This is a genomic window from Pseudomonas farris, assembly GCF_019145235.1.
Taxonomy (GTDB): domain Bacteria; phylum Pseudomonadota; class Gammaproteobacteria; order Pseudomonadales; family Pseudomonadaceae; genus Aquipseudomonas; species Aquipseudomonas farris.
The window spans coordinates 301,311-323,919 of record NZ_JAHSTV010000002.1; the positions used below are offsets into that span (position 1 = coordinate 301,311).

At 59.9% G+C, this 22,609-nt stretch carries 21 protein-coding genes; 11 read left to right on the forward strand and 10 right to left on the reverse strand.

Annotation, left to right across the window (positions count from 1 at the left end):
• Positions 1-11: 11 nt before the first annotated feature.
• The 7 genes from KVG95_RS04685 to gloB form a co-directional block, all read right to left on the reverse strand.
• On the reverse strand, positions 12-1,622 hold the full coding sequence (locus tag KVG95_RS04685; RefSeq protein ID WP_217854704.1) for an ABC transporter ATP-binding protein: 1,611 nt from the start codon (positions 1,620-1,622) through the stop codon (positions 12-14).
• A 1-nt stretch (position 1,623) separates the two neighbouring features.
• Positions 1,624-2,643 carry an ABC transporter permease gene (locus tag KVG95_RS04690; protein ID WP_008074378.1) on the reverse strand — a complete coding sequence of 340 codons (1,020 nt, stop codon included), beginning with the start codon at positions 2,641-2,643 and terminating at the stop codon, positions 1,624-1,626.
• A 1-nt stretch (position 2,644) separates the two neighbouring features.
• On the reverse strand, positions 2,645-3,718 hold the full coding sequence (locus tag KVG95_RS04695) for a microcin C ABC transporter permease YejB (protein WP_007906757.1): 1,074 nt from the start codon (positions 3,716-3,718) through the stop codon (positions 2,645-2,647).
• A gap of 4 nt (positions 3,719-3,722) precedes the next feature.
• Positions 3,723-5,564 (reverse strand): extracellular solute-binding protein, encoded by a 1,842-nt coding sequence (locus tag KVG95_RS04700; RefSeq protein WP_217854705.1) that lies wholly within the window; start codon positions 5,562-5,564, stop codon positions 3,723-3,725.
• Positions 5,561-7,393, reverse strand: a complete 1,833-nt coding sequence (locus KVG95_RS04705) for an extracellular solute-binding protein (RefSeq protein ID WP_217854706.1) — start codon at positions 7,391-7,393, stop codon at positions 5,561-5,563. Before KVG95_RS04705 ends, KVG95_RS04700 begins: the two co-directional genes overlap by 4 nt.
• A 284-nt stretch (positions 7,394-7,677) precedes the next feature.
• Positions 7,678-9,144: a transglycosylase SLT domain-containing protein gene (locus tag KVG95_RS04710; RefSeq protein ID WP_217854707.1), complete on the reverse strand. Its 1,467-nt coding sequence runs from the start codon at positions 9,142-9,144 to the stop codon at positions 7,678-7,680.
• 99 nt (positions 9,145-9,243) lie between these two features.
• Positions 9,244-10,011 (reverse strand): hydroxyacylglutathione hydrolase, encoded by a 768-nt coding sequence (gene gloB, locus KVG95_RS04715; RefSeq protein WP_217854708.1) that lies wholly within the window; start codon positions 10,009-10,011, stop codon positions 9,244-9,246.
• 65 nt (positions 10,012-10,076) lie between these two features.
• On the opposite strand from gloB, the gene KVG95_RS04720 reads away from it, so the two are divergent.
• The 5 genes from KVG95_RS04720 (at position 10,077) to KVG95_RS04740 (ending at position 15,541) form a co-directional block, all read left to right on the forward strand.
• Entirely contained in the window at positions 10,077-10,835 is a 759-nt protein-coding gene (locus KVG95_RS04720) for a methyltransferase domain-containing protein (RefSeq protein WP_052964263.1), read from the forward strand.
• Positions 10,836-10,927: 92 nt separating this feature from the next.
• Positions 10,928-11,380 (forward strand): ribonuclease HI, encoded by a 453-nt coding sequence (gene rnhA / locus KVG95_RS04725; RefSeq protein ID WP_003180633.1) that lies wholly within the window; start codon positions 10,928-10,930, stop codon positions 11,378-11,380.
• 290 nt (positions 11,381-11,670) lie between these two features.
• The gene (gene dnaQ, locus KVG95_RS04730) at positions 11,671-12,429 is read left to right on the forward strand and encodes a DNA polymerase III subunit epsilon (RefSeq protein WP_052964264.1); all 759 of its coding nucleotides are present in this window, start codon (positions 11,671-11,673) and stop codon (positions 12,427-12,429) included.
• A 227-nt stretch (positions 12,430-12,656) separates the two neighbouring features.
• Entirely contained in the window at positions 12,657-14,912 is a 2,256-nt protein-coding gene (locus KVG95_RS04735) for an Orn/Lys/Arg family decarboxylase (protein WP_217854709.1), read from the forward strand.
• A gap of 14 nt (positions 14,913-14,926) precedes the next feature.
• Positions 14,927-15,541, forward strand: coding sequence for a GNAT family N-acetyltransferase (locus tag KVG95_RS04740; protein WP_052964266.1), 615 nt, complete (start codon positions 14,927-14,929; stop codon positions 15,539-15,541).
• Here the strand turns inward: KVG95_RS04740 and KVG95_RS04745 are convergent.
• The gene (locus KVG95_RS04745; protein WP_217854710.1) at positions 15,507-16,400 is read right to left on the reverse strand and encodes a LysR substrate-binding domain-containing protein; all 894 of its coding nucleotides are present in this window, start codon (positions 16,398-16,400) and stop codon (positions 15,507-15,509) included. The two genes, KVG95_RS04740 and KVG95_RS04745, sit on opposite strands and share 35 nt — an antisense overlap.
• A gap of 88 nt (positions 16,401-16,488) precedes the next feature.
• Complete coding sequence (locus KVG95_RS04750; RefSeq protein ID WP_052964268.1) at positions 16,489-16,725, reverse strand: hypothetical protein; 237 nt, start codon at positions 16,723-16,725, stop codon at positions 16,489-16,491.
• A 184-nt stretch (positions 16,726-16,909) separates the two neighbouring features.
• Between KVG95_RS04750 and KVG95_RS04755 the strand changes: the two genes are divergently transcribed.
• Positions 16,910-17,470 carry an NADPH-dependent FMN reductase gene (locus tag KVG95_RS04755; protein WP_052964269.1) on the forward strand — a complete coding sequence of 187 codons (561 nt, stop codon included), beginning with the start codon at positions 16,910-16,912 and terminating at the stop codon, positions 17,468-17,470.
• A gap of 210 nt (positions 17,471-17,680) precedes the next feature.
• Here KVG95_RS04755 and KVG95_RS04760 read toward each other — a convergent pair whose 3' ends face one another.
• On the reverse strand, positions 17,681-18,631 hold the full coding sequence (locus KVG95_RS04760; protein ID WP_217854711.1) for a DUF1853 family protein: 951 nt from the start codon (positions 18,629-18,631) through the stop codon (positions 17,681-17,683).
• A 124-nt stretch (positions 18,632-18,755) separates the two neighbouring features.
• Between KVG95_RS04760 and KVG95_RS04765 the strand changes: the two genes are divergently transcribed.
• The 5 genes from KVG95_RS04765 to KVG95_RS04785 are packed head-to-tail and all read left to right on the forward strand — an operon-like array spanning position 18,756 to position 22,604.
• Positions 18,756-19,646 carry an NAD(+) kinase gene (locus KVG95_RS04765; RefSeq protein ID WP_007906781.1) on the forward strand — a complete coding sequence of 297 codons (891 nt, stop codon included), beginning with the start codon at positions 18,756-18,758 and terminating at the stop codon, positions 19,644-19,646.
• On the forward strand, positions 19,643-20,617 hold the full coding sequence (locus KVG95_RS04770) for a metallophosphoesterase (protein ID WP_195840098.1): 975 nt from the start codon (positions 19,643-19,645) through the stop codon (positions 20,615-20,617). Before KVG95_RS04765 ends, KVG95_RS04770 begins: the two co-directional genes overlap by 4 nt.
• Positions 20,614-21,486 carry a rhomboid family intramembrane serine protease gene (locus KVG95_RS04775; protein WP_217854712.1) on the forward strand — a complete coding sequence of 291 codons (873 nt, stop codon included), beginning with the start codon at positions 20,614-20,616 and terminating at the stop codon, positions 21,484-21,486. The genes KVG95_RS04770 and KVG95_RS04775 overlap by 4 nt, the downstream gene beginning before the upstream one ends.
• A gap of 30 nt (positions 21,487-21,516) precedes the next feature.
• Positions 21,517-21,777, forward strand: a complete 261-nt coding sequence (locus KVG95_RS04780; RefSeq protein ID WP_038984092.1) for a YeaC family protein — start codon at positions 21,517-21,519, stop codon at positions 21,775-21,777.
• Complete coding sequence (locus tag KVG95_RS04785) at positions 21,774-22,604, forward strand: DUF2797 domain-containing protein (RefSeq protein WP_217854713.1); 831 nt, start codon at positions 21,774-21,776, stop codon at positions 22,602-22,604. The genes KVG95_RS04780 and KVG95_RS04785 overlap by 4 nt, the downstream gene beginning before the upstream one ends.
• The last annotated feature ends 5 nt before the right edge of the window (positions 22,605-22,609 follow it).

The window sequence follows — 22,609 nt, forward strand, 5'->3', positions numbered from 1 at the left end:
TCTTTTCAGGTTTATTGCGCAGTGGCTGGTGCCAGAAAAGCGGCTTCCAGCAACTGCTGTGTATACGGATGTTTGGGGGCGGCAAAGATACTTTGCGCGTCTCCCTGTTCGACCACTTGGCCATGCTTGACCACCATCAGCTGGTGGCTCAGCGCTTTGACGACAGCCAGGTCATGGCTGATAAACAAATACGTCAGGTTGTACTTGGTTTGCAGTGAACGTAGCAGCTCCACCACTTGGCGTTGCACGGTGCGGTCGAGGGCCGAAGTCGGCTCGTCCAGCAAAATCAACGCCGGTTTTAGCACTAATGCCCGGGCAATGGCGATTCTTTGCCGTTGCCCACCGGAAAATTCGTGGGGGTAGCGGTGCCGGGTTTCCGGGTCCAGACCTACCTCCTTGAGTGCTGCAATAATCGCTTGTTCCTGTTCTGCCTCGGTGCCCATCTTGTGGATCCGCAGGCCTTCGCCGACGATCTGGCTCACGCACATCCGTGGGCTCAGGCTGCCGAACGGGTCTTGGAACACCACCTGCATCTCCCGCCGCAGCGGTCGAATCTGATGCTGCGTCAGGCAGTCTAGCTGCTTGCCTTCAAAACGGATGGCGCCTTTGCTACCGATCAGCCGCAATATTGCCAGGCCGAGCGTCGACTTGCCGGAACCGCTTTCTCCCACAATCCCCAGAGTCTGGCCCTGGGGCAGGCTGAAATTGATCCCGTCTACCGCTTTGATATGGTCCACGGTCTTTTTCAGAAAGCCTTTCTTGATCGGGAACCAGACTTTCAGGTCCTCGACCTGCAGCAATGGCGGGCCAATCACGTTGGTCGCCGGTTTGCCGCTGGGCTCCGCTGCCAGCAGTTCCCGCGTGTACGGATGCTGCGGTGCGCGGAACAATTCTTCGCACGATGCCTGTTCGACGATGCAACCGCGCTGCATGACACATACGCGATGCGCAATTCTTCGCACAAGGTTCAAATCGTGACTGATCAGTAACAACGCCATGCCTAGGCGGGCCTGTAATTCCTTGAGCAGTTCGAGAATTTTCAGTTGAACGGTCACGTCCAGCGCCGTGGTCGGTTCGTCGGCTATCAGCAATTCCGGCTCATTGGCCAGGGCCATCGCGATCATTACTCGCTGACGCTGGCCTCCGGACAATTCGTGGGGCAGGGCCTTGAGACGCTTCTCCGGTTCGGGGATGCCGACCATTTCCAGCAGTTCCAGCGTGCGCTTGGTCGCGACTTTGCCGGTCAGGCCTTTGTGGATGCCCAAGATTTCGTTGATTTGTTTTTCGATCGAATGCAGCGGATTGAGCGAGGTCATCGGCTCCTGGAAGATCATCGCAATCCGGTTGCCACGGATGTGGCGGATGGTTTTCTCTTTCAGATCCAGCAGATTCCGATCGGAATAAGTGATGGTGCCGGACGGATGCCGAGCCAGCGGGTAGGGCAGCAGCCGCAGGATCGAGTGGGCGGTCACCGATTTGCCGGAGCCGCTTTCACCCACCAGCGCCAGGGTTTCGCCGCGCTTGATGTCGAAGCTCACGCCTTCGACCACCCGCTGAACGCGTTCGCCGACGACAAATTCGACGGCCAAGTCGCGCACTTCGATCAGATTGTCCTGATTCATTTCACTTCCTCGGGTCGAAGGCATCGCGAGCGGACTCGCCGATGAACACCAGCAGACTCAACATCAGCGCCAGCACCGCAAACGCACTCATACCGAGCCACGGCGCTTGCAGGTTGGATTTGCCCTGAGCCACCAGTTCACCCAGGGACGGCGCGCCCGGCGGCAGGCCGAAGCCGAGGAAATCCAGGGCGGTCAGGGTGCCGATGGCGCCGGTCAGGATGAACGGCATAAAGGTCATGGTCGAGACCATGGCGTTGGGCAGAATATGGCGGAACATGATCGCACCATTCTGCATGCCCAGCGCCCGGGCCGCGCGCACGTATTCCAGATTCCGACCGCGCAGGAACTCGGCGCGCACCACATCAACCAGGCTCATCCACGAGAACAGCAGCATGATCCCCAGCAGCCACCAGAAGTTTGGCTGCACGAAACTGGCCAGAATGATCAACAGGTACAGCACCGGCAACCCGGACCAGATCTCCAGAAAACGCTGCCCCGCCAGATCGACCCAACCGCCATAAAAACCCTGCAAGGCCCCGGCGATAACGCCGATGATCGAGCTGAGAATGGTCAGCGTCAAAGCAAACAGCACCGAAATCCGGAAGCCATAAATCACCCGGGCCAGCACATCGCGGCCCTGATCGTCGGTGCCCAGCAGGTTGTCGGCCGAGGGCGGCGCGGGGGCCGGGACTTTCAGGTCGTAGTTGATGCTCTGGTAGCTGTAGGGGATCGGTGCCCACAAGACCCAAGCGTCCTTGGCCTTGAGCAGTTCGCGGATGTACGGGCTCTTGTAGTTGGCTTCCAGCGGGAATTCGCCGCCGAACGCGGTTTCCGGGTAACGCTTGAGTGCCGGGAAATACCAGGCGTTGTCGTAATGCACCACCAGCGGTTTGTCGTTGGCGATCAGCTCGGCACCGAGGCTTGCGCCGAACAGAATCAGAAACAGCCACAGCGACCACCAGCCACGCTTGTTGGCCTTGAACAGTTCGAAACGTCGGCGATTGAGAGGGGACAGGTTCATCTCAATGCTCCCGGCTTTCGAAGTCGATGCGCGGATCGACAAAGGTGTAAGTGAGGTCGCCGATCAGCTTCACCACCAACCCCAGCAGGGTGAAGATGAACAGCGTGCCGAAAACCACCGGGTAATCGCGGTTGATCGCTGCTTCAAAACTCATCAGACCGAGGCCGTCGAGGGAGAAAATCACTTCCACCAGCAACGAGCCGGTGAAAAAGATCCCGATGAATGCCGATGGGAAGCCAGCAATCACCAACAGCATGGCGTTGCGAAACACATGGCCGTAGAGCACGCGGTGGCGGGTCAGGCCCTTGGCCTTGGCAGTGACCACGTACTGCTTGTTGATTTCATCGAGGAAGCTGTTCTTGGTCAGCAAGGTCATGGTTGCGAAGTTGCCGATTACCAGTGCGGTCACCGGCAGTGCCAGGTGCCAGAAATAATCGAGGATCTTGCCGCCAGTGCTCAGCTCGTCGAAATTGTTCGAGGTCAGGCCCCGTAGCGGGAACCAGTCGAAATAGCTGCCGCCGGCGAACACCACAATCAGCAGGATGGCGAACAGGAACGCCGGAATCGCGTAACCGACGATGATGGCCGAACTGGTCCAGACGTCGAAGTGGCTGCCGTGTCGCGTCGCCTTGGCGATCCCCAGCGGGATCGACACCAGGTACATGATCAGCGTGCTCCATAGCCCCAGGGAGATCGATACCGGCATCTTTTCCTTGATCAGGTCGATGACCTTGGCGTCGCGGAAGAAGCTGTCGCCGAAATCCAGGGTGGCGTAGTTCTTGATCATGATCCACAAACGTTCCGGCGCCGATTTGTCGAAGCCGTACATGTGCTCGATTTCCTTGACCAGCGCCGGGTCCAGGCCTTGGGCGCCGCGATAGGCAGAACCGGCCACCGACACCTCGGCACCGCCGCCGGCGATGCGGCTGGTGGCGCCTTCGAAGCCTTCGAGCTTGGCGATCATCTGTTCTACCGGCCCACCGGGGGCGGCCTGGATGATCACGAAGTTGATCAGCAAAATGCCAAGCAGGGTCGGGATGATCAGCAGCAGTCGCCGAAAAATATACGCCAGCATCTGATTACTCCGTGCCCGCAGGGTCGGCTTGCAGTTTGGTTTCGACTTCTATCGGCAGTGACGCGTCGGGCTTGACCCACCAGGTACTGATGCCGATGTCATATTTGGGCGAAACCTTTGGGTGGCCGATGTGGTTCCAGTACGCTACGCGCCAGGTCTTGATGTGCCAGTTGGGGATCACGTAATAGCCCCATTGCAGCACCCGGTCCAGCGCCCGGGCGTGGGCCACCAGGCTTTGCCGCGAATCGGCATTGATCAGTTGCTCGACCAGTTGGTCCACCACCGGGTCTTTCAGGCCCATGGAGTTGCGGCTGCCGGGTTTGTCGGCTGCGTCGGTCATCCAGAACTCACGCTGTTCGTTACCGGGCGAGTTGGACTGCGGGAAGCTGCCGACAATCATGTCGAAGTCCCGGGAGCGCACGCGGTTGATGTATTGCGAGACGTCGACCCGACGGATCACCAGATCGATGCCCAGGTCGCTGAGGTTGCGCTTGAACGGCAACAGTACCCGCTCGAACTCGGTCTGGGCCAGCAGGAACTCGATGGTCACCGGTTTGCCGGTGGCGTCGACCATCTTGTCGTCGACGATCCGCCAGCCGGCCTCTTGCAGCAGTTGATAGGCCTTGCGCTGCTGAGTGCGGATCATGCCGCTGGCGTCGGTCACCGGGTTCTGGAACGCTTCGCTGAACACTTGCTCGGGAATCTTGCCGCGGAACGGATCGAGGATCGCCAGTTGATCGGCGTCCGGCAGGCCAGTGGCAGCCATTTCCGAGTTTTCGAAGTAACTGCGGGTGCGCGCGTAGGCGCCGTTGAACAGTTGCTTGTTGGTCCATTCGAAGTCCAGCAACAGGGTCAGTGCCTGACGCACGCGCACGTCCTGAAACACCGGGCGGCGCAGGTTGAATACGAAGCCTTGCATGCCAGTGGGGTTGCCGTTCGGGATTTCTTCCTTGATCAGCCGACCTTCGGTCACCGCCGGAATGTTGTAGGCCTTGGCCCAGTTTTTCGCGGCCGATTCCAGCCAGTAGTCGAACTGACCGGCCTTGAGCGCTTCCAGCGCGACAGTGTTGTCGCGGTAGTAGTCGGTGGTCAGTACGTCGAAGTTGTAGAAGCCGCGATTGACCGGCAGGTCCTTGCCCCAGTAATCCTTGACCCGCTCATAGCGCACCGAACGTCCGGCCTTCACTTCGCTGACTTTGTACGGGCCGCTGCCCAGCGGCAGTTCCAGATTGCCCTTGTTGAAGTCGCGGGTCGCCCACCAATGCTTGGGCAGCACCGGCAACTGGCCGAGGATCAGCGGCAACTCACGGTTGTTTTTATGCTTGAACTTGAACAGCACTTTGAGCGGGTCTTCGGCGACCACTTCTTCCACGTCGCTGTAATAGCCGCGGAAGAGCGGGGCGCCGTCCTTGATCAGGGTCTGGAAGCTGAACACCACATCTTCGGCACGTATCGGGTGACCGTCGTGGAAGCGTGCTTCGGGACGCAGGTAGAAACGCACCCAGCTGTTGTCCGGGGCTTTTTCGATTTTGCCGGCGATCAGGCCGTATTCGGTAAACGGCTCATCCAGACCCTGTTTGGCCAGGGTGTCGTAGATCATGCTGATGTCGTCGGCCGGCACGCCTTTGTTGATGAACGGGTTGAGGCTGTCGAAGCCACCGAACCCGGCCTGGCGAAAGATCCCGCCCTTGGGCGCGTCAGGGTTTACGTAATCGAAATGTTTGAAATCGGCCGGGTATTTCGGCGGCTCGTTGTACAGGGTCAGGGCATGTTGCGGGGCGGCACAGGCCAGCCCGGCGAACAACAGACCGCTGGCCTGCAAGAGCAGGGCGCGTACGGGTTTCATCGATCTTTCTCCGAAGATTTCAACCACCACGCGCTCAGGCCCAGGGTGTAGGGCGGCGTGGTGACGAAGGCGAACCGGTTGCGGTAGGCCAGGCGGTGATAATTGAGGTACCAGTTGGGAATGATGTAGTGCTGCCACAGCAGCACCCGGTCGAGCGCCTTGCCGGCGGCGACTTGTGCATCGCGGGTCTGGGCGGCGAGCAGTTGTTCGAGCAAATGGTCGACTATGGGGTTGGCGATACCGGCGTAGTTCTTGCTGCCCTTGACCCCGACCTGGCTGGAGTGGAAGTACTGCCATTGTTCCAGACCCGGGCTGAGGGTCTGGTTGAGGGTCATCAGGATCATGTCGAAATCGAACTGATCGAGGCGCTGTTTGTACTGAGCGCGATCGACCGTGCGCAGCCGTGCGTCGATACCGATGCTGGCGAGGTTCTCGACGTAAGGCTGAAGGATGCGTTCCAGGTTCGGGTTGACCAGCAGGATCTCGAAGCGCAACGGTTGGCCGATGGTGTTCTGTAGCCGCTGACCGCTGAGCTTCCAGCCGGCCTCGGCGAGTAGCTCCAGGGCCTTGCGCATGGTTTCCCGCGGAATGCCGCGGCCTTCGGTCTGCGGCAGGCTGAACGGCTCGGTGAGCAGCTTGGCGGGCAACTGATCGCGATAGGGCTTGAGCAATAGCCACTCGTGACCCACCGGTAGCCCGGTGGCGGAGAACTCGCTGTTGGGGTAATAGCTCATGGCGCGCTTGTAGGCGCCGCTGAACAGCGTGCGGTTGGTCCACTCGAAGTCGAACATCAGCCCCAGCGCTTCGCGGACCTTGGCCTCGGCGAAAGCTGGTCGCCGGGTATTCATGAACAGGCCCTGGCTCTGGGTCGGGATCTGATGCGCGATTTGCGCCTTGATCACATCGCCGCGGCGCACAGCCGGGAAGTTGTAACCGTTGGCCCAATTCTTCGCCTGGTGTTCGATGTAGATGTCGAACTCACCGGCCTTGAACGCTTCGAAAGCCACGTCGCTGTCACGGTAGAACTCGACTTCCATGCGATTGACGTTGTACTTGCCGCGATTGACCGGCAGGTCTTTGCCCCAATAATCCTTAACCCGTTCGAAGACGATCTGCCGCCCGGGCGTTACCGAGGTGATGCGATACGGCCCGCTGCCCAATGGCGGCTCGAAGGTGGTGGCCTTGAAGTCGCGACCTTCCCAGTAATGCTGAGACAACACCGGCAACTCGCCCAGGCGCAGGATCAGCAGCGGATTGCCGGCGCGCTTGAAGACGAAGCGGATACGCCGTGGGTTGAGGATATCCACCCGCGACACTTCCTGAAGGTTGGTGCGGTATTGCGGATGACCTTCCTTGAGCAGCAGACGGTAAGAGAACGCCACGTCGTAAGCGGTAATCGGCGTGCCATCGTGGAAACGCGCTTCGGGGCGCAGGTTGAACACCACCCAGCTGCGGTCTTCGCTGTATTCCACCGATTGGGCTATCAGGCCGTAACTGGAGGTCGGCTCATCGCCGGACGGCGCGTATTGGCCGGTGCCGACCATCAACGGTTCATTGAGTTCGTTGATGCCGTATTGCAGGAAGTTGCCGGTGGAAACCGGGCTTGAGCCTTTGAATGTGTAAGGGTTGAGCGTATCGAAGGTGCCAAACGCCATCACCCGCAACGTACCGCCCTTGGGCGCTTGCGGGTTGACCCAGTCGAAGTGGGTAAATCTGGCCGGGTACTTGAGCGTGCCGAACTGCGCATAACCATGGCTTTCGCTGATCGTCGCGCTTGCGGGGGAGCTCAAGGCCAGGCTGATCAGGAGCAGAAGGAGGGGACGCTTCAAGTCAGAGATCCGATCCAGGCGGCTTGGGCTTTGTGGGCCGTACAGTAACAGCTTGTATCGACAGGAAAAAGACGGGGGGGTAATGCGTTGTTAATTGTCGAGAGGATTGGCCTGCAAGCGCAAAACCTGTGGCGAGGGGGCTTGCCCCCGTTCGGCTGCGAAGCAGGCGCGATGGCGGCTGACGCGGTGTGTCTGTTGAAATGCAATTACAGGTTTTGGGACCGCTTCGCGGTCCAACGGGGCAAGCCCCCTCGCCACAAAAAGCCCCCATTGCCTGAACCAGCTTAATTCGGCGAAGCAACCGTCAGCATTTGCCCCGGCTTCAGCGCCTGGCCAACCCGAGGGTTCCAGCGCTTGAGGTGCTGCATTTCAACGTTGAAGCGTTTGGCGACCATGTACAGCGAGTCGCCTTGCTTGACCTTGTATTGGGTCTTTTGCGTCTTGTTGGTTACCTTGCCGTTCGCCTTGCCGTTCGCCTTGCTGTTCGCCGCGACCACGGTGTTGACGCGCCCGGATTTGCGCTTGGTGGTGTCCTGCATCACCAGGGTCTGGCCGACCTTGAGGTTCTTGCCGGTCAGTTTGTTCCAGCGTTGCAGGTCCTTGATGTCGACCTTGTTGGCCTTGGCGATGGTGCCCAGATTGTCGCCGCGTTTGACCCGGTAGGCGCGCTTGAGGCTGGCGACTTCGCGGTCGTCTGCGCCTTCGAACACTGGTTTGAGCGATCGCTGACTGATCAGCTCGTCAGGGCGCATGGTCGACAGGCTGGCGGTCAGCAGTTGCGCCTTGGACGTTGGCACCAGCAGATGCTGGGGGCCGTCGATGGTGGTGCGCTGCTTGAAGGCCGGGTTGAGCTGGAACAGTTCGTCTTCGTCGATGTTGGCCACCGCGGCAACCTTGGACAGGTCCATACGCTGGTTGATTTCGACGACCTGGAAGTACGGTTCGTTGGCGATCGGGTTGAGGTTCACGCCATAGGCTTCGGGCGCCAATACCACTTGCGACAGGGCCAGCAACTTAGGCACATAGGCCTGGGTTTCCGCTGGCAGCGGCAGGTTCCAGTAGTCGGTCGGCAGGCCGAGTCGTTCGTTGCGCTCGATGGCCCGGCTGACCGTACCTTCGCCAGCGTTGTAGGCTGCCAGGGCCAGCAGCCAGTCACCGTTGAACATGTCGTGCAGGCGGGTCAGGTAATCCATGGCCGCGGTGGTCGAGGCGGTGATGTCGCGACGGCCATCATAGAAGCGGGTTTGACGCAGGTTGAAGTAACGCCCGGTGGAAGGAATGAATTGCCAAAGACCCACCGCGTCGGCCCGGGAATAGGCCATCGGGTTGTAGGCGCTTTCAATCACCGGCAACAGCGCCAGTTCCAGCGGCATGTTGCGTTCTTCAAGGCGTTCGACGATGTAATGAATGTAGAGGCTGCCGCGTTCGCCGGCATTTTCGAGGAAGGACGGGTTACTGGCGAACCACAGGCGCTGTTGCTCGATGCGCGGGTTGACGCCCAGATTGTCCTGCAACTGGAAGCCCTGGCGCATGCGCTCCCAGACGTCCTGCGGTATTTGCGGTGTTGGTTTTTCGCTGAGCCAGATGGGTTTTTGCTTGGCTCGAGCGGCAATATTCGGAGTGTGTGTCGCTTCGGTCTGCGGCACATGGCTGGAACAGCCCGCCAAAGTGGCGGACACAGCCACCGCGATGGCTTGAGCCAAGCGGGTCAATGCGTCTGAATTGATGGCTTTACGAATAGGTGACGACATTGGCTGGAAGTAAGTTCCGGGCAAAAATGTCGGGCGATTCTAGAAAGCGCACCCCCTGCGGTCAACCATTCAGAATTTTCGTATCATCAAGCAGCCTCCCTAGAACGTATCTTTCCAAGCTCGAAGAGCCGCAAAAACCGCACTCGGAGCCCGGTTGTCGGGTCCGTTCCGTTCGTCCACTTTTTCTTGAACGGATGTTTCGCCGGTACGCAAAAACGGATTGGTGAGCTTTTCCAGTGCCAGCGTCGAAGGCAGCGTCATGATTCCGGCTTCGCGTTGACGGGCGACTTTGGCCAGTCGTTCGAGGGTATCGGGGTTGTTCGGTTCGACTGCTGCGGCGAACTTCAGATTGCTCAGGGTGTACTCGTGAGTGCAGTAGACCAGCGTGTCTTCGGGCAGCGCTGCGAGGCGGCTCAGCGAGTGATGCATTTGCTCGGGCGTGCCTTCGAATAACCGTCCGCAACCGGCAGCGAACAGGGTGTCGCCGCAAAACAAATGGCCCTGGTGATAAAAGGCGATGTGCCCGAGGGTATGGCCCGGCACCTGGATGACGTCGAAGTCCCAGCCCAGCACGTTGATGCGGTCATTGTCCTTGAGCGCCACGTCCCGCGCCGGGATGCTTTCGCTGGCCGGGCCGTAGACTGTCGCGTCTGTCGCTTTTTTCAGCCGCTCGACGCCGCCGACATGGTCATGATGGTGATGAGTGATCAAAATATCGCTTAACACCCAACCCGGGTGCGCCGCGAGCCAGGCTTGTACTGGCGCGGCATCGCCCGGATCGACCACGGCGCAGCGCTGGGTGTTGTGGTCTTGTAACAACCAGATGTAGTTGTCGGTGAAGGCGGGCAGGGCACTGATCTGTATCATCGTCGGATTCGCCAAGCAGAAAACATTGGCGCATCTTAGAACTTCCTGGCGCGTTGGAGAATGCAATGACCGATAAAGCGTTCGCTCAGGCCGATCCTGAGTGGCTGACATTGATCAGCGCGGCCCGTGAATGGCTGTCCGGGCCCATCGGGCAATTTCTGCTGGACGAAGAACGACGCATGCTCGAAGACGAGTTGGGGCGCTTCTTCGGCGGCTATCTGGTGCATTACGGCCCCTCGGCGCAGACACCGCCATCGGCGCCGCAGGTCCAGCGCAATGTGCGGCTCGGTGCGCCGTTACCGGGGGTCGAGATCGTCTGCGAAGAGCAAGCCTGGCCTTTGAGCGAGCACGCCGCCGATGTGGTGGTGTTGCAGCACGGGCTGGATTTCTGCCTGTCGCCCCACGGTTTGCTGCGCGAAGCGGCAAGCAGCGTGCGCCCCGGCGGGCATCTGCTGATTGTCGGGATCAATCCCTGGAGCAGCTGGGGGCTGCGTCATGTGTTCGCCCATGACGCCTTGCGCAAGGCCCGTTGCATTTCGCCGTCGCGGGTTGGCGATTGGCTGAACCTGCTGGGCTTCGCGCTGGAGAAACGCCGCTTCGGGTGCTATCGTCCGCCGCTTGCGTCGCCTGCCTGGCAAGCCCGTCTGGCCGGTTGGGAGCGCAAGGCCGGTGACTGGCAGTTGTCGGGTGGTGGCTTCTATTTATTGGTCGCGCGCAAGATCGTGGTGGGCCTGCGGCCGGTGCGTCAGGAACGACGCGAACCGATGGGCAAGCTGATTCCGTTGCCGATGGCCAAGGTCAACCGTCGTCACCTCGAACCGTAATACATATTTTATTTTCCCGGCCGGGTTCGCCCCGGCCTCGGGCATCGTCGGTCACCGATCGGCGAGCCACCGCATTTTCTGGATAGATTGGCATGAGCGATAGCGTAGAACTCTTCACCGATGGCGCCTGTAAGGGCAACCCAGGTCCGGGCGGCTGGGGCGCGTTGCTGGTGTGCAAGGGCGTTGAAAAAGAACTCTGGGGCGGCGAAGCCAACACCACCAACAACCGCATGGAGTTGATGGGCGCGATTCGCGGCCTGGAAGAACTCAAGCGCTCCTGCGATGTGCTGCTGGTGACCGACTCCCAATACGTGATGAAAGGCATCAACGAGTGGATGGCCAACTGGAAGAAGCGCGGTTGGAAAACTGCGGCCAAGGAACCGGTGAAAAACGCCGATCTGTGGAAGCTGCTCGACGAGCAGGTTAACCGCCACAACGTCACCTGGAAATGGGTGCGCGGGCACATCGGCCATCACGGCAACGAACGGGCCGACCAACTGGCCAACCGTGGCGTGGATGAAGTGCGTGGGTACAAGCAGGCTTGATTCCGGTTCTACCGATGCACCGCGTCATCGTTCTTCGCGAGCAAGCCCGCTCCCACATTCGACCGAGTTCTCTCACGGGAATGCGATCAAATGTGGGAGCGGGCTTGCTCGCGAAGGCCACGACTCGGTGTTCCTGGCAGGGCGCATCGCGGGCAAACCCGGCCCCTCAAGGAATCACAGCATCAAATCACGGCGGTCAGTTGCTGGTCTGAATACCGGTCGTTGACGATCCTGCGAGCGTGTTAACATCGCCGCTTTTGCACGATTGACCCGTTGAGAGCTGAGCACTGATGGCCACCAGATCCGTTGTACTCGATACCGAAACCACCGGCATGCCGGTGACCGACGGCCACCGGATTATCGAAATCGGTTGTGTCGAGTTGATCGGTCGGCGCCTGACCGGCCGGCATTTCCACGTTTACCTGCAACCGGATCGCGAAAGTGATGAGGGCGCCATCGGCGTCCACGGCATCACTAACGAATTCCTGGTGGGCAAGCCGCGTTTCACTGAAGTCGCCGATGAGTTCTTCGAGTTCATCAAGGGCGCGCAGCTGATCATCCATAACGCGGCGTTCGACGTTGGCTTCATCAACAACGAATTCGCCCTGATGGGCCACCACGATCGCGCGGACATCACGCAACACTGCTCGATCCTCGACACCCTGATGATGGCCCGGGAGCGTCACCCGGGGCAGCGCAACAGCCTCGACGCCTTGTGCAAACGCTATGGCGTCGACAACTCCGGCCGTGAGCTGCACGGCGCCTTGCTCGACTCCGAGATTCTCGCCGACGTTTACCTGACCATGACGGGTGGCCAGACCAGCCTGTCGCTGGCTGGCAATGCGTCCGATGGCAATGGTTCAGGCGAAGGCGCGGACAACTCCGCCACCGAAATCCGTCGTCTGCCGGCCGATCGTCAGCCGATCCGGATCATCCGTGCCAGTGAAGAAGATCTGGCCCAGCACATTGCGCGCCTGGAAGCCATCGCCAAATCCGCCGGCGCTCCGTCGCTGTGGCAGCAATTGGCTGAGGCCAAGGCTCAGGCCTAAAGGCCTTAAAAGATCGCAGCCTGCGGCAGCTCCTACGCCAACCGTGTCGAGCATCAAATCAACGGTGGCCCCGATCCTGTAGGAGCTGCCGCAGGCTGCGATCTTTTGATCTTCGCAAACGCAACCAATGCCCCACTTCAGGGCATCCCGCTCGCCACATGCGCTTCAACCCTCTACCCTGAGGTTATTGGCAGGCCACGGTCTGCCGCCTCAGGACACCGAGCCCCATGTATAAAGATTTGAAATTCCCGGTCCTGATCGTCCACCGCGACATCAAAGCCGACACCGTTGCCGGTGATCGCGTGCGTGGCATCGCCCGGGAGCTTGAGCAGGAAGGCTTCAGCATCGTCTCGGCGGTCGATTACAACGAAGGGCGTCTGGTCGCCTCGACTCATCACGGCCTCTCTTGCATGTTGATTGCCGCCGAAGATGCCAGCACCAATGCTCATCTTCTACATAACATGGCCGAGCTGATCCGCCTGGCACGGGTTCGGGCACCGGACCTGCCGATCTTTGCCCTCGGTGAGCAGGTGACCCTGGAAAATGCCCCGGCCGACGCCATGGCCGAGCTCAATCAGCTGCGCGGCATTCTTTATTTGTTTGAAGACACCGTGCCCTTCCTCGCCCGTCAGGTCGCCCGTGCGGCGCGCAAATATCTGGACGGTCTGTTGCCGCCGTTCTTCAAGGCGCTGGTGCAGCACACCGCCGACTCCAATTATTCCTGGCACACCCCCGGCCATGGCGGTGGCGTGGCGTATCACAAGAGCCCGGTAGGGCAGGCGTTTCACCAGTTTTTCGGGGAAAACACCCTGCGTTCGGATTTATCGGTGTCGGTACCGGAACTCGGTTCGCTACTCGATCACACCGGCCCGCTGGCCGAGGCGGAAGCGAGAGCAGCGCGCAATTTCGGCGCTGATCACACCTTTTTCGTGATCAATGGCACCTCGACCGCCAACAAGATCGTCTGGCATTCCATGGTGGCCCGCGATGATCTGGTGCTGGTAGATCGCAACTGCCACAAGTCGGTGCTGCACTCGATCATCATGACTGGCGCGATCCCGCTGTACCTGTGCCCGGAGCGCAATGAGCTGGGGATTATCGGGCCGATTCCGTTGAGCGAATTCAGCCGCGAATCGATCCAGGCCAAGATCGACGCCAGCCCGCTGACCCAGGGCCGCGAGCCCAAGGTCAAGTTGGCGGTGGTGACCAACTCGACTTACGACGGCCTCTGTTACAACGCCGAGCTGATCAAGCAAAGTTTGGGCAACAGCGTCGAGGTGCTGCATTTCGACGAGGCCTGGTACGCCTACGCGGCGTTCCACGAGTTCTTCGCCGGCCGTTACGGCATGGGCACCTCTCGTAGCGAAGACAGCCCGCTGGTGTTCACAACGCACTCAACGCACAAACTACTGGCGGCGTTCAGCCAGGCGTCGATGATTCATGTTCAGGACGGCGGCGCGCGGCAGCTGGATCGCGACCGTTTCAACGAAGCGTTCATGATGTACATCTCGACCTCGCCGCAATACAGCATCATCGCCTCGCTGGACGTGGCCTCGGCGATGATGGAAGGACCAGCCGGGCGTTCGCTGTTGCAGGAAATGTTCGACGAGGCCCTGAGTTTTCGCCGGGCCCTGGCCAATCTGCGTCAGCATATCGCCGCCGATGACTGGTGGTTTTCCATCTGGCAACCACCTTCGGCCGAAGGTATCGAGCAGGTGGTCACCGAAGACTGGTTGCTGCAACCCGACGCCGATTGGCACGGCTTTGGCGGCGTGACCGACGACTACGTGTTGCTCGATCCGATCAAGGTCACGCTGGTGATGCCGGGTTTGACGGCAGGTGGTGCCCTGAGCGCGCGCGGGATTCCGGCGGCGGTGGTCAGCAAATTCCTCTGGGAACGCGGGCTGGTCGTGGAAAAGACCGGGCTATATTCCTTCCTGGTGCTGTTCTCCATGGGCATTACCAAGGGCAAATGGAGCACGTTGCTAACCGAGTTGCTGGAGTTCAAGCGCAGTTACGACGCCAACGTCAGCCTGGCCAACTGCCTGCCGTGCGTGGCGCAACACAATATTGCCCGTTATCAAGGCATGGGTTTGCGTGATCTGTGTGATCAATTGCACGCCTGTTATCGCAGCAACGCCACGGCCAAACACCTCAAACGCATGTACACCGTACTGCCGGAAGTCGCGATGAAGCCGGCGGACGCCTATGATCAATTGGTACGCGGGGAGGTTGAGGCTGTTTCGATCGATGCTCTGGACGGGCGGATCGCAGCGGTAATGCTGGTGCCATACCCGCCGGGGATCCCGTTGATCATGCCCGGCGAGCGTTTCACCGAGTCGACCCGTTCGATCATCGATTACCTGAAGTTTGCCCGTACGTTCGACAGTAGTTTCCCCGGATTTGTCGCCGATGTGCATGGCTTGCAACACGAAGACGAGGGCAATGGACGGCACTACACCGTCGATTGCATCAAGGAATGAGGACCTTTCCGAGTATGCAACCAGTCATGAATCCCAAATACCCAGGCCTCTCGGTGCGTGTCGCCGATGAGGGGTTTGCGGCTTATATCTGGGGCAGTGATTTCAGTTTTGAAGTCGCCGCCTATGGTGCCGCGCAAATAGGTAAGCCGGTGGCGCAGTGGCCGGTGACGCCAATCACCCCGTATCGCAAGTGTTATGGCATCGATCCCGAGGAATTCAGCAGTTTTCACGATGCCACTGACAGCGCGATTTTCATGGCCTATCTGGATGACGAGCCGGTGGGTCATTTGGTGGTCAGCACCAACTGGAACGGCTTCGCCCATATCGACGAATTGGCGGTGCATGCTCCGGCGCGCCGTCATGGCGTGGCCAAGTCGCTGCTGGATGTGGCGCAGTTCTGGAGTCGCAAGAAAAAACTGCCGGGCATCATGCTGGAAACCCAGAACAACAACCTGGGCGCCTGTCGGCTTTATGAGCGCTGTGGCTATGTGGTCGGCGGGATCGATCATCTGCGCTACCGCGGGATCGATCCGAACACCGCTGAGGTGGCGCTGTTCTGGTATCGGTTGTTCGATAATCCGCTGGAAAACCCGCTCAGCTCGCCAGCATCGCCACGGCTTGTTCCGTGATGATGTCCAGCAGCGCCTGAGCGGCCGGTGAGGGCTCGGCGCTCTTGAGGCTCAAGGCATAGACGTTGATCGGTACGGCAGGCGCCAGTGGGCAGGCATCGAGCCCGGCCGATTTGGCGCCGAGGGCGGTAAACGGGTCGACGATCGCCAGGCCTTCACCGGCCTCGACCATGCTGCGCATCATTTGATGAGTCTGTACCCGGGTCTGGATGACCGGGGCAGGGCGCAGCGCATGCAGCTTGTTGTCCAGCGCCGGGCTTAACGGATCGTGACCTTCCAGGCCTACCATCGACTGGCCGGCCAGGTCCTGCAGCGAGATGTACTTCTGTTTCGGTTGCAGCCAGCCATGGGGCGCCAGCAGCTGGAGCTTGCCTTGAGCGATGACCTGGCAATGGATATCGGCGTGCTCCGGGTCATGCAGGCTCAGGCCCAGATCGCTTTCACGCAGCAGCAGGCTTCTGACAATTTCGCGGGTCGGCTGGCTCAGGAGGGTGCAAGGTGCGTCGGGGAGGCGTCGGCGCAGGGCCGCAATGCTGTGTGGCAACAGTTGTTGTGCCAACGGCGGGGTGCAGATGATTCGCAGGGGCGGGGCCAAATATTGCTTGAGGCTGCTGGCCAGTCGCTGGACCGGCTCGAGGGCTTCGTAGACGTGGGCGATCTCGACCTGCAACTCCCGCGCCTCGCGCGTGGCTTGCAGGCGACCACGCACGCTGGCGAACAGCATGAAGCCCAACTGATCCTCGGCATCACGCAGGGTGCGTTCAACCTCGGCCACCGGCAGCTGCAGCCATTCGGCGGCGGTGCCCAGGTGACCGGTCTGCAGGAGCGCCTGGATCACTTCGATATGACGTAAACGCATGCGTGAAGTCCATGTTCAGCAGGTGAGGGAGTCAGTCACTGAATCCTAACTCAAGTGCGCGCATATGACTTCTGCTCATAACAGCGGGTTATGAGGCCACGTTCGTTTCAGGTTCGCGAGTGAGGGTGACGCCTGATTGCACCAGCACAAATTCGTTGTCGTCGAGTTTGTTGAGCCGGTCGCCAATGGCCAGCTTATAGGTGGTGACAGGCACCGAGCCGGCGAGGCCGTCGTGCGACGGGGTGGATTCCTGGAACTCATGCACGGAATAAACGCGGCCTTCCGCGTCTCTTGCATGGAACTGACCGACGAGTACTGCTGCCATCTGCTTAGAACCTCTGGAGATAAATCACTCAATTTGCGGTTCTGTAGACCGTGGTTGGGCGAGGTAAGTTTTCCTACAGGAAAAAAATAGTCAGGGGCGGTGTTTTTCCGTCGCCCACTGGTTGAATCGTCATTTGATCATCTATAACTAGAAGCTCTTCCCATCGGACAGTCGAGAATCCTCCATGAGCAACGTCTACGAGATCGCCGTTCTGGTCGGCAGCCTGAGAAAAGCGTCGATCAACCGCAAGGTCGCGCTGGCGCTGGCCGAGCTGGCGCCTGCCAATCTGAAGCTGAATATCGTCGAAATCGGCGATTTGCCGCTCTACAACGAAGACATCGATGGCGAATCACCGCCGGCAGCCTACAGCACTTTCCGACAACAAGTGAGTTCATCCGACGCGGTGCTGTTCGTGACCCCGGAATATAACCGTTCGGTGCCGGCGCCGTTGAAGAATGCGATCGACGTGGGTTCGCGCCCCTATGGCAAGAGCGCCTGGAACGGCAAGCCGGGTGCGGTGATCAGCGCTTCACCGGGCGCCGTTGGCGGATTTGGCGCCAACCACAACGTGCGCCAGTCCATGGTGTTTCTCAATGTGCCGTGTATGCAACAGCCTGAAGCCTATCTGGGCGGTGCCGGTTCAGCGTTCGACGAGGCGGGCAATTTGTCGGAGTCGGTCAGGCCGTTCTTGCAGAAATTCATCGATGCGTATGCGCAGTGGGTTGAGCAGCATAAAAAGCAATGACCCGTTATGTGGCGCTGATTAGTTGTTGTGTCAGCCACAATCCCTGTGGGAGCGGGCTTGCTCGCGAATGCAGTTTAACATTCAACGTTTATGTCGATTGACACACCGTCTTCGCGAGCAAGCCCGCTCCCACATTGGATCTCCTTATGGCGAAGGTCCTTGTAGGAGCGAGGCTTGCCCGCGAAAACGCCCGCCCAGACGCTACAAAACTCAACCATTACCCGGCACATTCGGCCAAAGATCGGATACCAGAAACAGCCGCTCGGCTTCTTCCCAATCCCCTTTGCCATTCTCTGTCAGCCGCACCATCAATTGCGCCGGTGCCAGCGGGTCCAGATCGCTCAGCCATGCACTCAGTTGTTCAGCGTTCCAGGTCTGCTCTTCGGGATAGTGCGCCGGCGCCAGCCAGGCATGGCGGGGCAGGGGTTGCCAGCGACCGAATGGGCGCTGCAGGACAAAGTCCGCCCAATCCTTCTGATGCAGCCAGCTACCACGCAAATGCTGAGGGTGCGCGCCGCTGGGTGATTCGGCCTGCCCCGGCCACGGATAGAGCAGATAGCCGCCCAGCCACAGATGCGCGCTGAACTGCTGGATATCCAGCGACGCCAGCACTGCACGGCTCTCCGCCCGCGCGGAAATCGGTAATTGATGCTGGCTCAGGTGCTTCAGTTTACGGTCGAGCCGATCATGACAACCCGGTCCGAGCCACTGCGCGGTGTCGTGGCCGTCACCGTTCTGTGGCCCAAGGTAGAGCTTGATCGCCAGTTCCAGGTGATGCACGCCATCGCGATCACGCAGCAGCATGTCCAGTTCACCCAAGGTGTGGCCTTCACGGCGGATCGGCATGTTGGCGGCAATCAGTTCGATACCCGGCGCGTGTCGCACGGCGTATTGCCACAGCCGCTCGTAGTACAGACCCAGGCGCCGGGTTCTGGCCTGGGCCAGCCAGTGCAGCAAGTCGTAGCTGTCGCGATCCAGTTGCCTGAGCCAGTGTTCCAGGCGCTCCGGTGCCTGCACCCAGTCGCTGCCCGCCAGCGGATGACGCTGTGGCCACGGGGTGACGCTGAGCATCGGCGGCGCGAGGATGACCCAAGCCAGGTCGCGCACTTCAGGGTGGCGCAACTGGTGAGGTAACTGGAGCAAATCTGGAAATAGGATCATCTTGCGAGCATAGCCCGAAACGCGAGCGCACCGTCGTGGCTGAAAGGGTTTTGTCTACGCCGCGCTTTCGCCCATAATCGTGTTTTTCGCCGTCGCAGGCCCTCCACGTCCCAATAGGAGCCCCATGGAGCAATTTCGTAATATCGGCATCATCGGTCGCCTGGGCAGTTCTCAGGTGCTGGATACCGTCCGCCGACTGAAACGGTTTCTGCTCGATCGTCACCTGCACGTGATCCTCGAAGACACCATCGCCGAAGTCCTGCCGGGTCATGGCCTGCAAACTTCGTCGCGCAAGATGCTTGGCGAAGTCTGTGACATGGTGATTGTGGTCGGTGGTGACGGCAGCCTGCTGGGCGCCGCCCGGGCGTTGGCCCGACACAATATTCCGGTGCTCGGCATCAACCGGGGCAGCCTGGGATTCCTGACCGATATTCGTCCCGATGAGCTGGAAGTCAAAGTCGCCGAAGTGCTCGACGGCCACTATCTGGTGGAAAACCGCTTCCTGCTGCAAGCCGAAGTCCGTCGCCACGCCGAGGCCATCGGCCAGGGCGATGCGCTGAACGACGTGGTGCTGCACCCCGGCAAATCGACGCGGATGATCGAGTTCGAGTTGTACATCGACGGCCAATTCGTCTGCAGTCAGAAGGCCGACGGCCTGATCGTTGCCACGCCGACCGGTTCGACCGCTTACGCGCTGTCGGCGGGCGGCCCGATCATGCATCCCAAGCTCGACGCTATTGTGATTGTGCCGATGTACCCCCATACCTTGTCAGGTAGACCGATCGTGGTCGATGGCAATAGTGAGCTGAAAATCGTCGTGTCCAAAGATATGCAGATTTACCCGCAAGTCTCCTGTGACGGGCAGAATCACTTCACCTGCGCGCCCGGTGACACCATCACTATCAGCAAGAAAGCGCAGAAACTGCGGCTGATTCATCCGCTCGATCACAACTACTATGAAGTCTGCCGGACCAAGCTCGGCTGGGGCAGCAAGTTGGGTGGTGGAGGCGACTGATGCTCGATCCCGCGCGTAGCTACGACCTGATCGGTGACGTGCACGGTTGCGCTCTGACCCTTGAGCACTTGCTCGACCGGCTCGGTTACCACAAGCAGGCTGGCGTCTGGCGGCATCCGTCGCGCATGGCGGTGTTTCTCGGCGACATCATTGACCGCGGCCCGCGAATTCGCGAGGCGCTACATATCGTCCACGACATGGTCGAGGCCGGCCAGGCGCTGTGCATCATGGGCAACCATGAATTCAACGCCCTCGGCTGGAGCACTCCGGCGTTACCGGGCAGCGGCCAGCAGTTCGTGCGTGAACATACGCCGCGCCACGGTCGCCTGCTCAAGGAAACCCTGACCCAGTTTGAAGATCACCCCGAAGATTGGCATGACTTCCTGCAATGGTTCTATGAATTGCCATTGTTCGTCGATGCCGGGCGCTTTCGCGTAGTGCATGCCTGCTGGGACGCCAGCCTGATCGAGCCTTTACGCGGGTTGTTCCCCGACGGTTGCATCGATGAGCACTTCCTCCAGGCCTCCGCGGTGCCGGGCAGTTTTGCCTGCACCGTGTTCGATCGCCTGTTGCGCGGCACCGACATGCGTTTGCCCCATGGGTTGACCATGACCAGTGGCGACGGCCTGACGCGCTCGTTTTTCCGCACCAAGTTCTGGGAAGACGACCCGCAAACCTACGGAGATATCGTGTTCCAGCCCGACGCCTTGCCTGAGCCGGTGGCCCGGACGCCACTGTCCTCCACCGAAAAAGACAACTTGCTGCGCTACGGCGTCGATGAGCCGTTGTTGTTCGTCGGCCACTACTGGCGCAGCGGCAAACCGGCGCCGATCCGTCCGAACCTGGCGTGCCTGGATTACAGCGCGGTGCTCTACGGCAAACTGGTCGCTTATCGTCTGGATCAGGAAACCCGTCTCGACCCGCATAAATTTGTCTGGGTCGATGTCGAGCGCCCGGAGGTGTTGCGATGACGGCGGTGGCGGTATTGCGTCTGCCTCTGGCGGTGGATTTGAGCGGGTTCGTCAAACTGCTGCAGCGCATGCAAGTGCCCCATCGGGTCAGCGAAGAGGCGGGCGAACAGGTGCTGTGGGTGCCGGCCAACATCAGCGAAGACGTGCGCTCATTGTACGAACGCTTTCCGGCAGGCGACCCCGATCAGCAACTGGATATCCCGATCACGCAGACGCGGCAGCGTCCAGGCTTCGTCGAGCAATTGCGCCACAGCAAGGCTACGGCGTTGGTGCTGTTGCTGAGCCTGATCGTCGCCATGGTGACGCTGCTTGGCGAGAATCTCGAAACGATACGCTGGCTGACCTTCCTCGATTTCCGCGTGGTCGGCGAGTACATCCATTTCACGCCATTGGCCGACAGCTTGGCGGCGGGGCAGTGGTGGCGTCTGGTGACGCCGATGCTGATCCACTTCGGCATCCTGCACCTGGCCATGAATGGCATGTGGTACTGGGAATTGGGGCGGCGCATCGAGTCGCGTCAGGGCAGCATCAATTTGATCGGCCTGACGTTGTTGTTCAGCCTGGTGTCCAACTATACCCAATACCTTTTCAGCGGCCCGAGCCTGTTTGGCGGGTTGTCCGGGGTGCTGTACGGCCTGCTCGGGCATTGCTGGATCTTCCAGGTCCTGTCGCCGAATCCGGCGTATCGCCTACCTCGAGGGGTGTTGGTGATGATGCTGGTGTGGTTGCTGGTGTGTCTGTCGGGGCTGGTCTCGATGATCGGCTTCGGCCAGATTGCCAACGCGGCCCACGTCAGCGGGTTACTCATCGGATGCTTCACCGGTTTGTTGGGCGGTTTGTACAACCGCCGTAAACTGACCTCCAAATAAGCTATGTGATTAAAGAGCGCGGAGCCCTTGATGTCCTCTTTTAACGAAATGATCAAAAACATCACCCCGGATATCTACCAGAGCCTGAAACTGGCGGTGGAAATCGGCAAATGGTCCGACGGTGGCAAACTCACCGCCGAGCAGCGTGAACTGTCCCTGCAAGCGATGATCGCCTGGGAAATCCAGAACCTGCCCGAGGAAGAGCGCACCGGCTACATGGGCCCGCAGGAATGCGAGTCGAAGTCGATTGAAGTGCCAAACATTCTGTTCAAATCGGATGCCATCCATTGATCGAGATTGGCCGCGGTGCAATCAGCAAAATGTCGGCGCGCCTTGAGGGGCCGAACGTTCAGTACGCCTTTCGTCTGGGCGACGCCGAGGTACCGGTCAATCCGTTGATCGGCAGCACGGTACGCCTGGAATACCTGGGGGCGATCCACTGCACCCATTGCGGACGCAAGACCAAAACCAGTTTCAGCCAGGGTTACTGCTACCCGTGCATGACCAAACTGGCGCAGTGCGACATTTGCATCATGAGTCCGGAACGTTGCCACTACGATGCCGGCACGTGCCGTGAGCCTGCGTGGGGCGAAAAATTCTGCATGACCGATCATGTGGTGTATCTGGCCAATTCGTCGGGGATCAAAGTCGGCATAACCCGTGCTACGCAGCTGCCCACTCGTTGGCTCGATCAGGGCGCCAGCCAGGCATTGCCGATCATGCGCGTCGCGACCCGTCAGCAGTCGGGCTTCGTCGAAGACCTGTTCCGCAGCCAGGTAGCCGACAAGACCAACTGGCGTGCTTTACTCAAGGGCGATGCCGTATCTGTGGACTTGGCGCAGGTTCGCGATCAGCTGTTTGAAAGTTGTGCGCAAGGTTTGCAAGGTTTGCAGGAACGATTTGGCCTACAAGCAATCCAGACCATTACCGATGTCGAACCGCTCGAGATCCGCTATCCGGTCGAGCAATACCCGGCCAAGATTGTCAGCTTCAACCTGGACAAGAACCCGATTGCCGAAGGCACGCTGCTGGGGATCAAGGGCCAGTACCTGATTTTCGACACCGGCGTGATCAATATTCGTAAATACACGGCCTACCAGCTCGCCGTGCATCAGTAAGGATT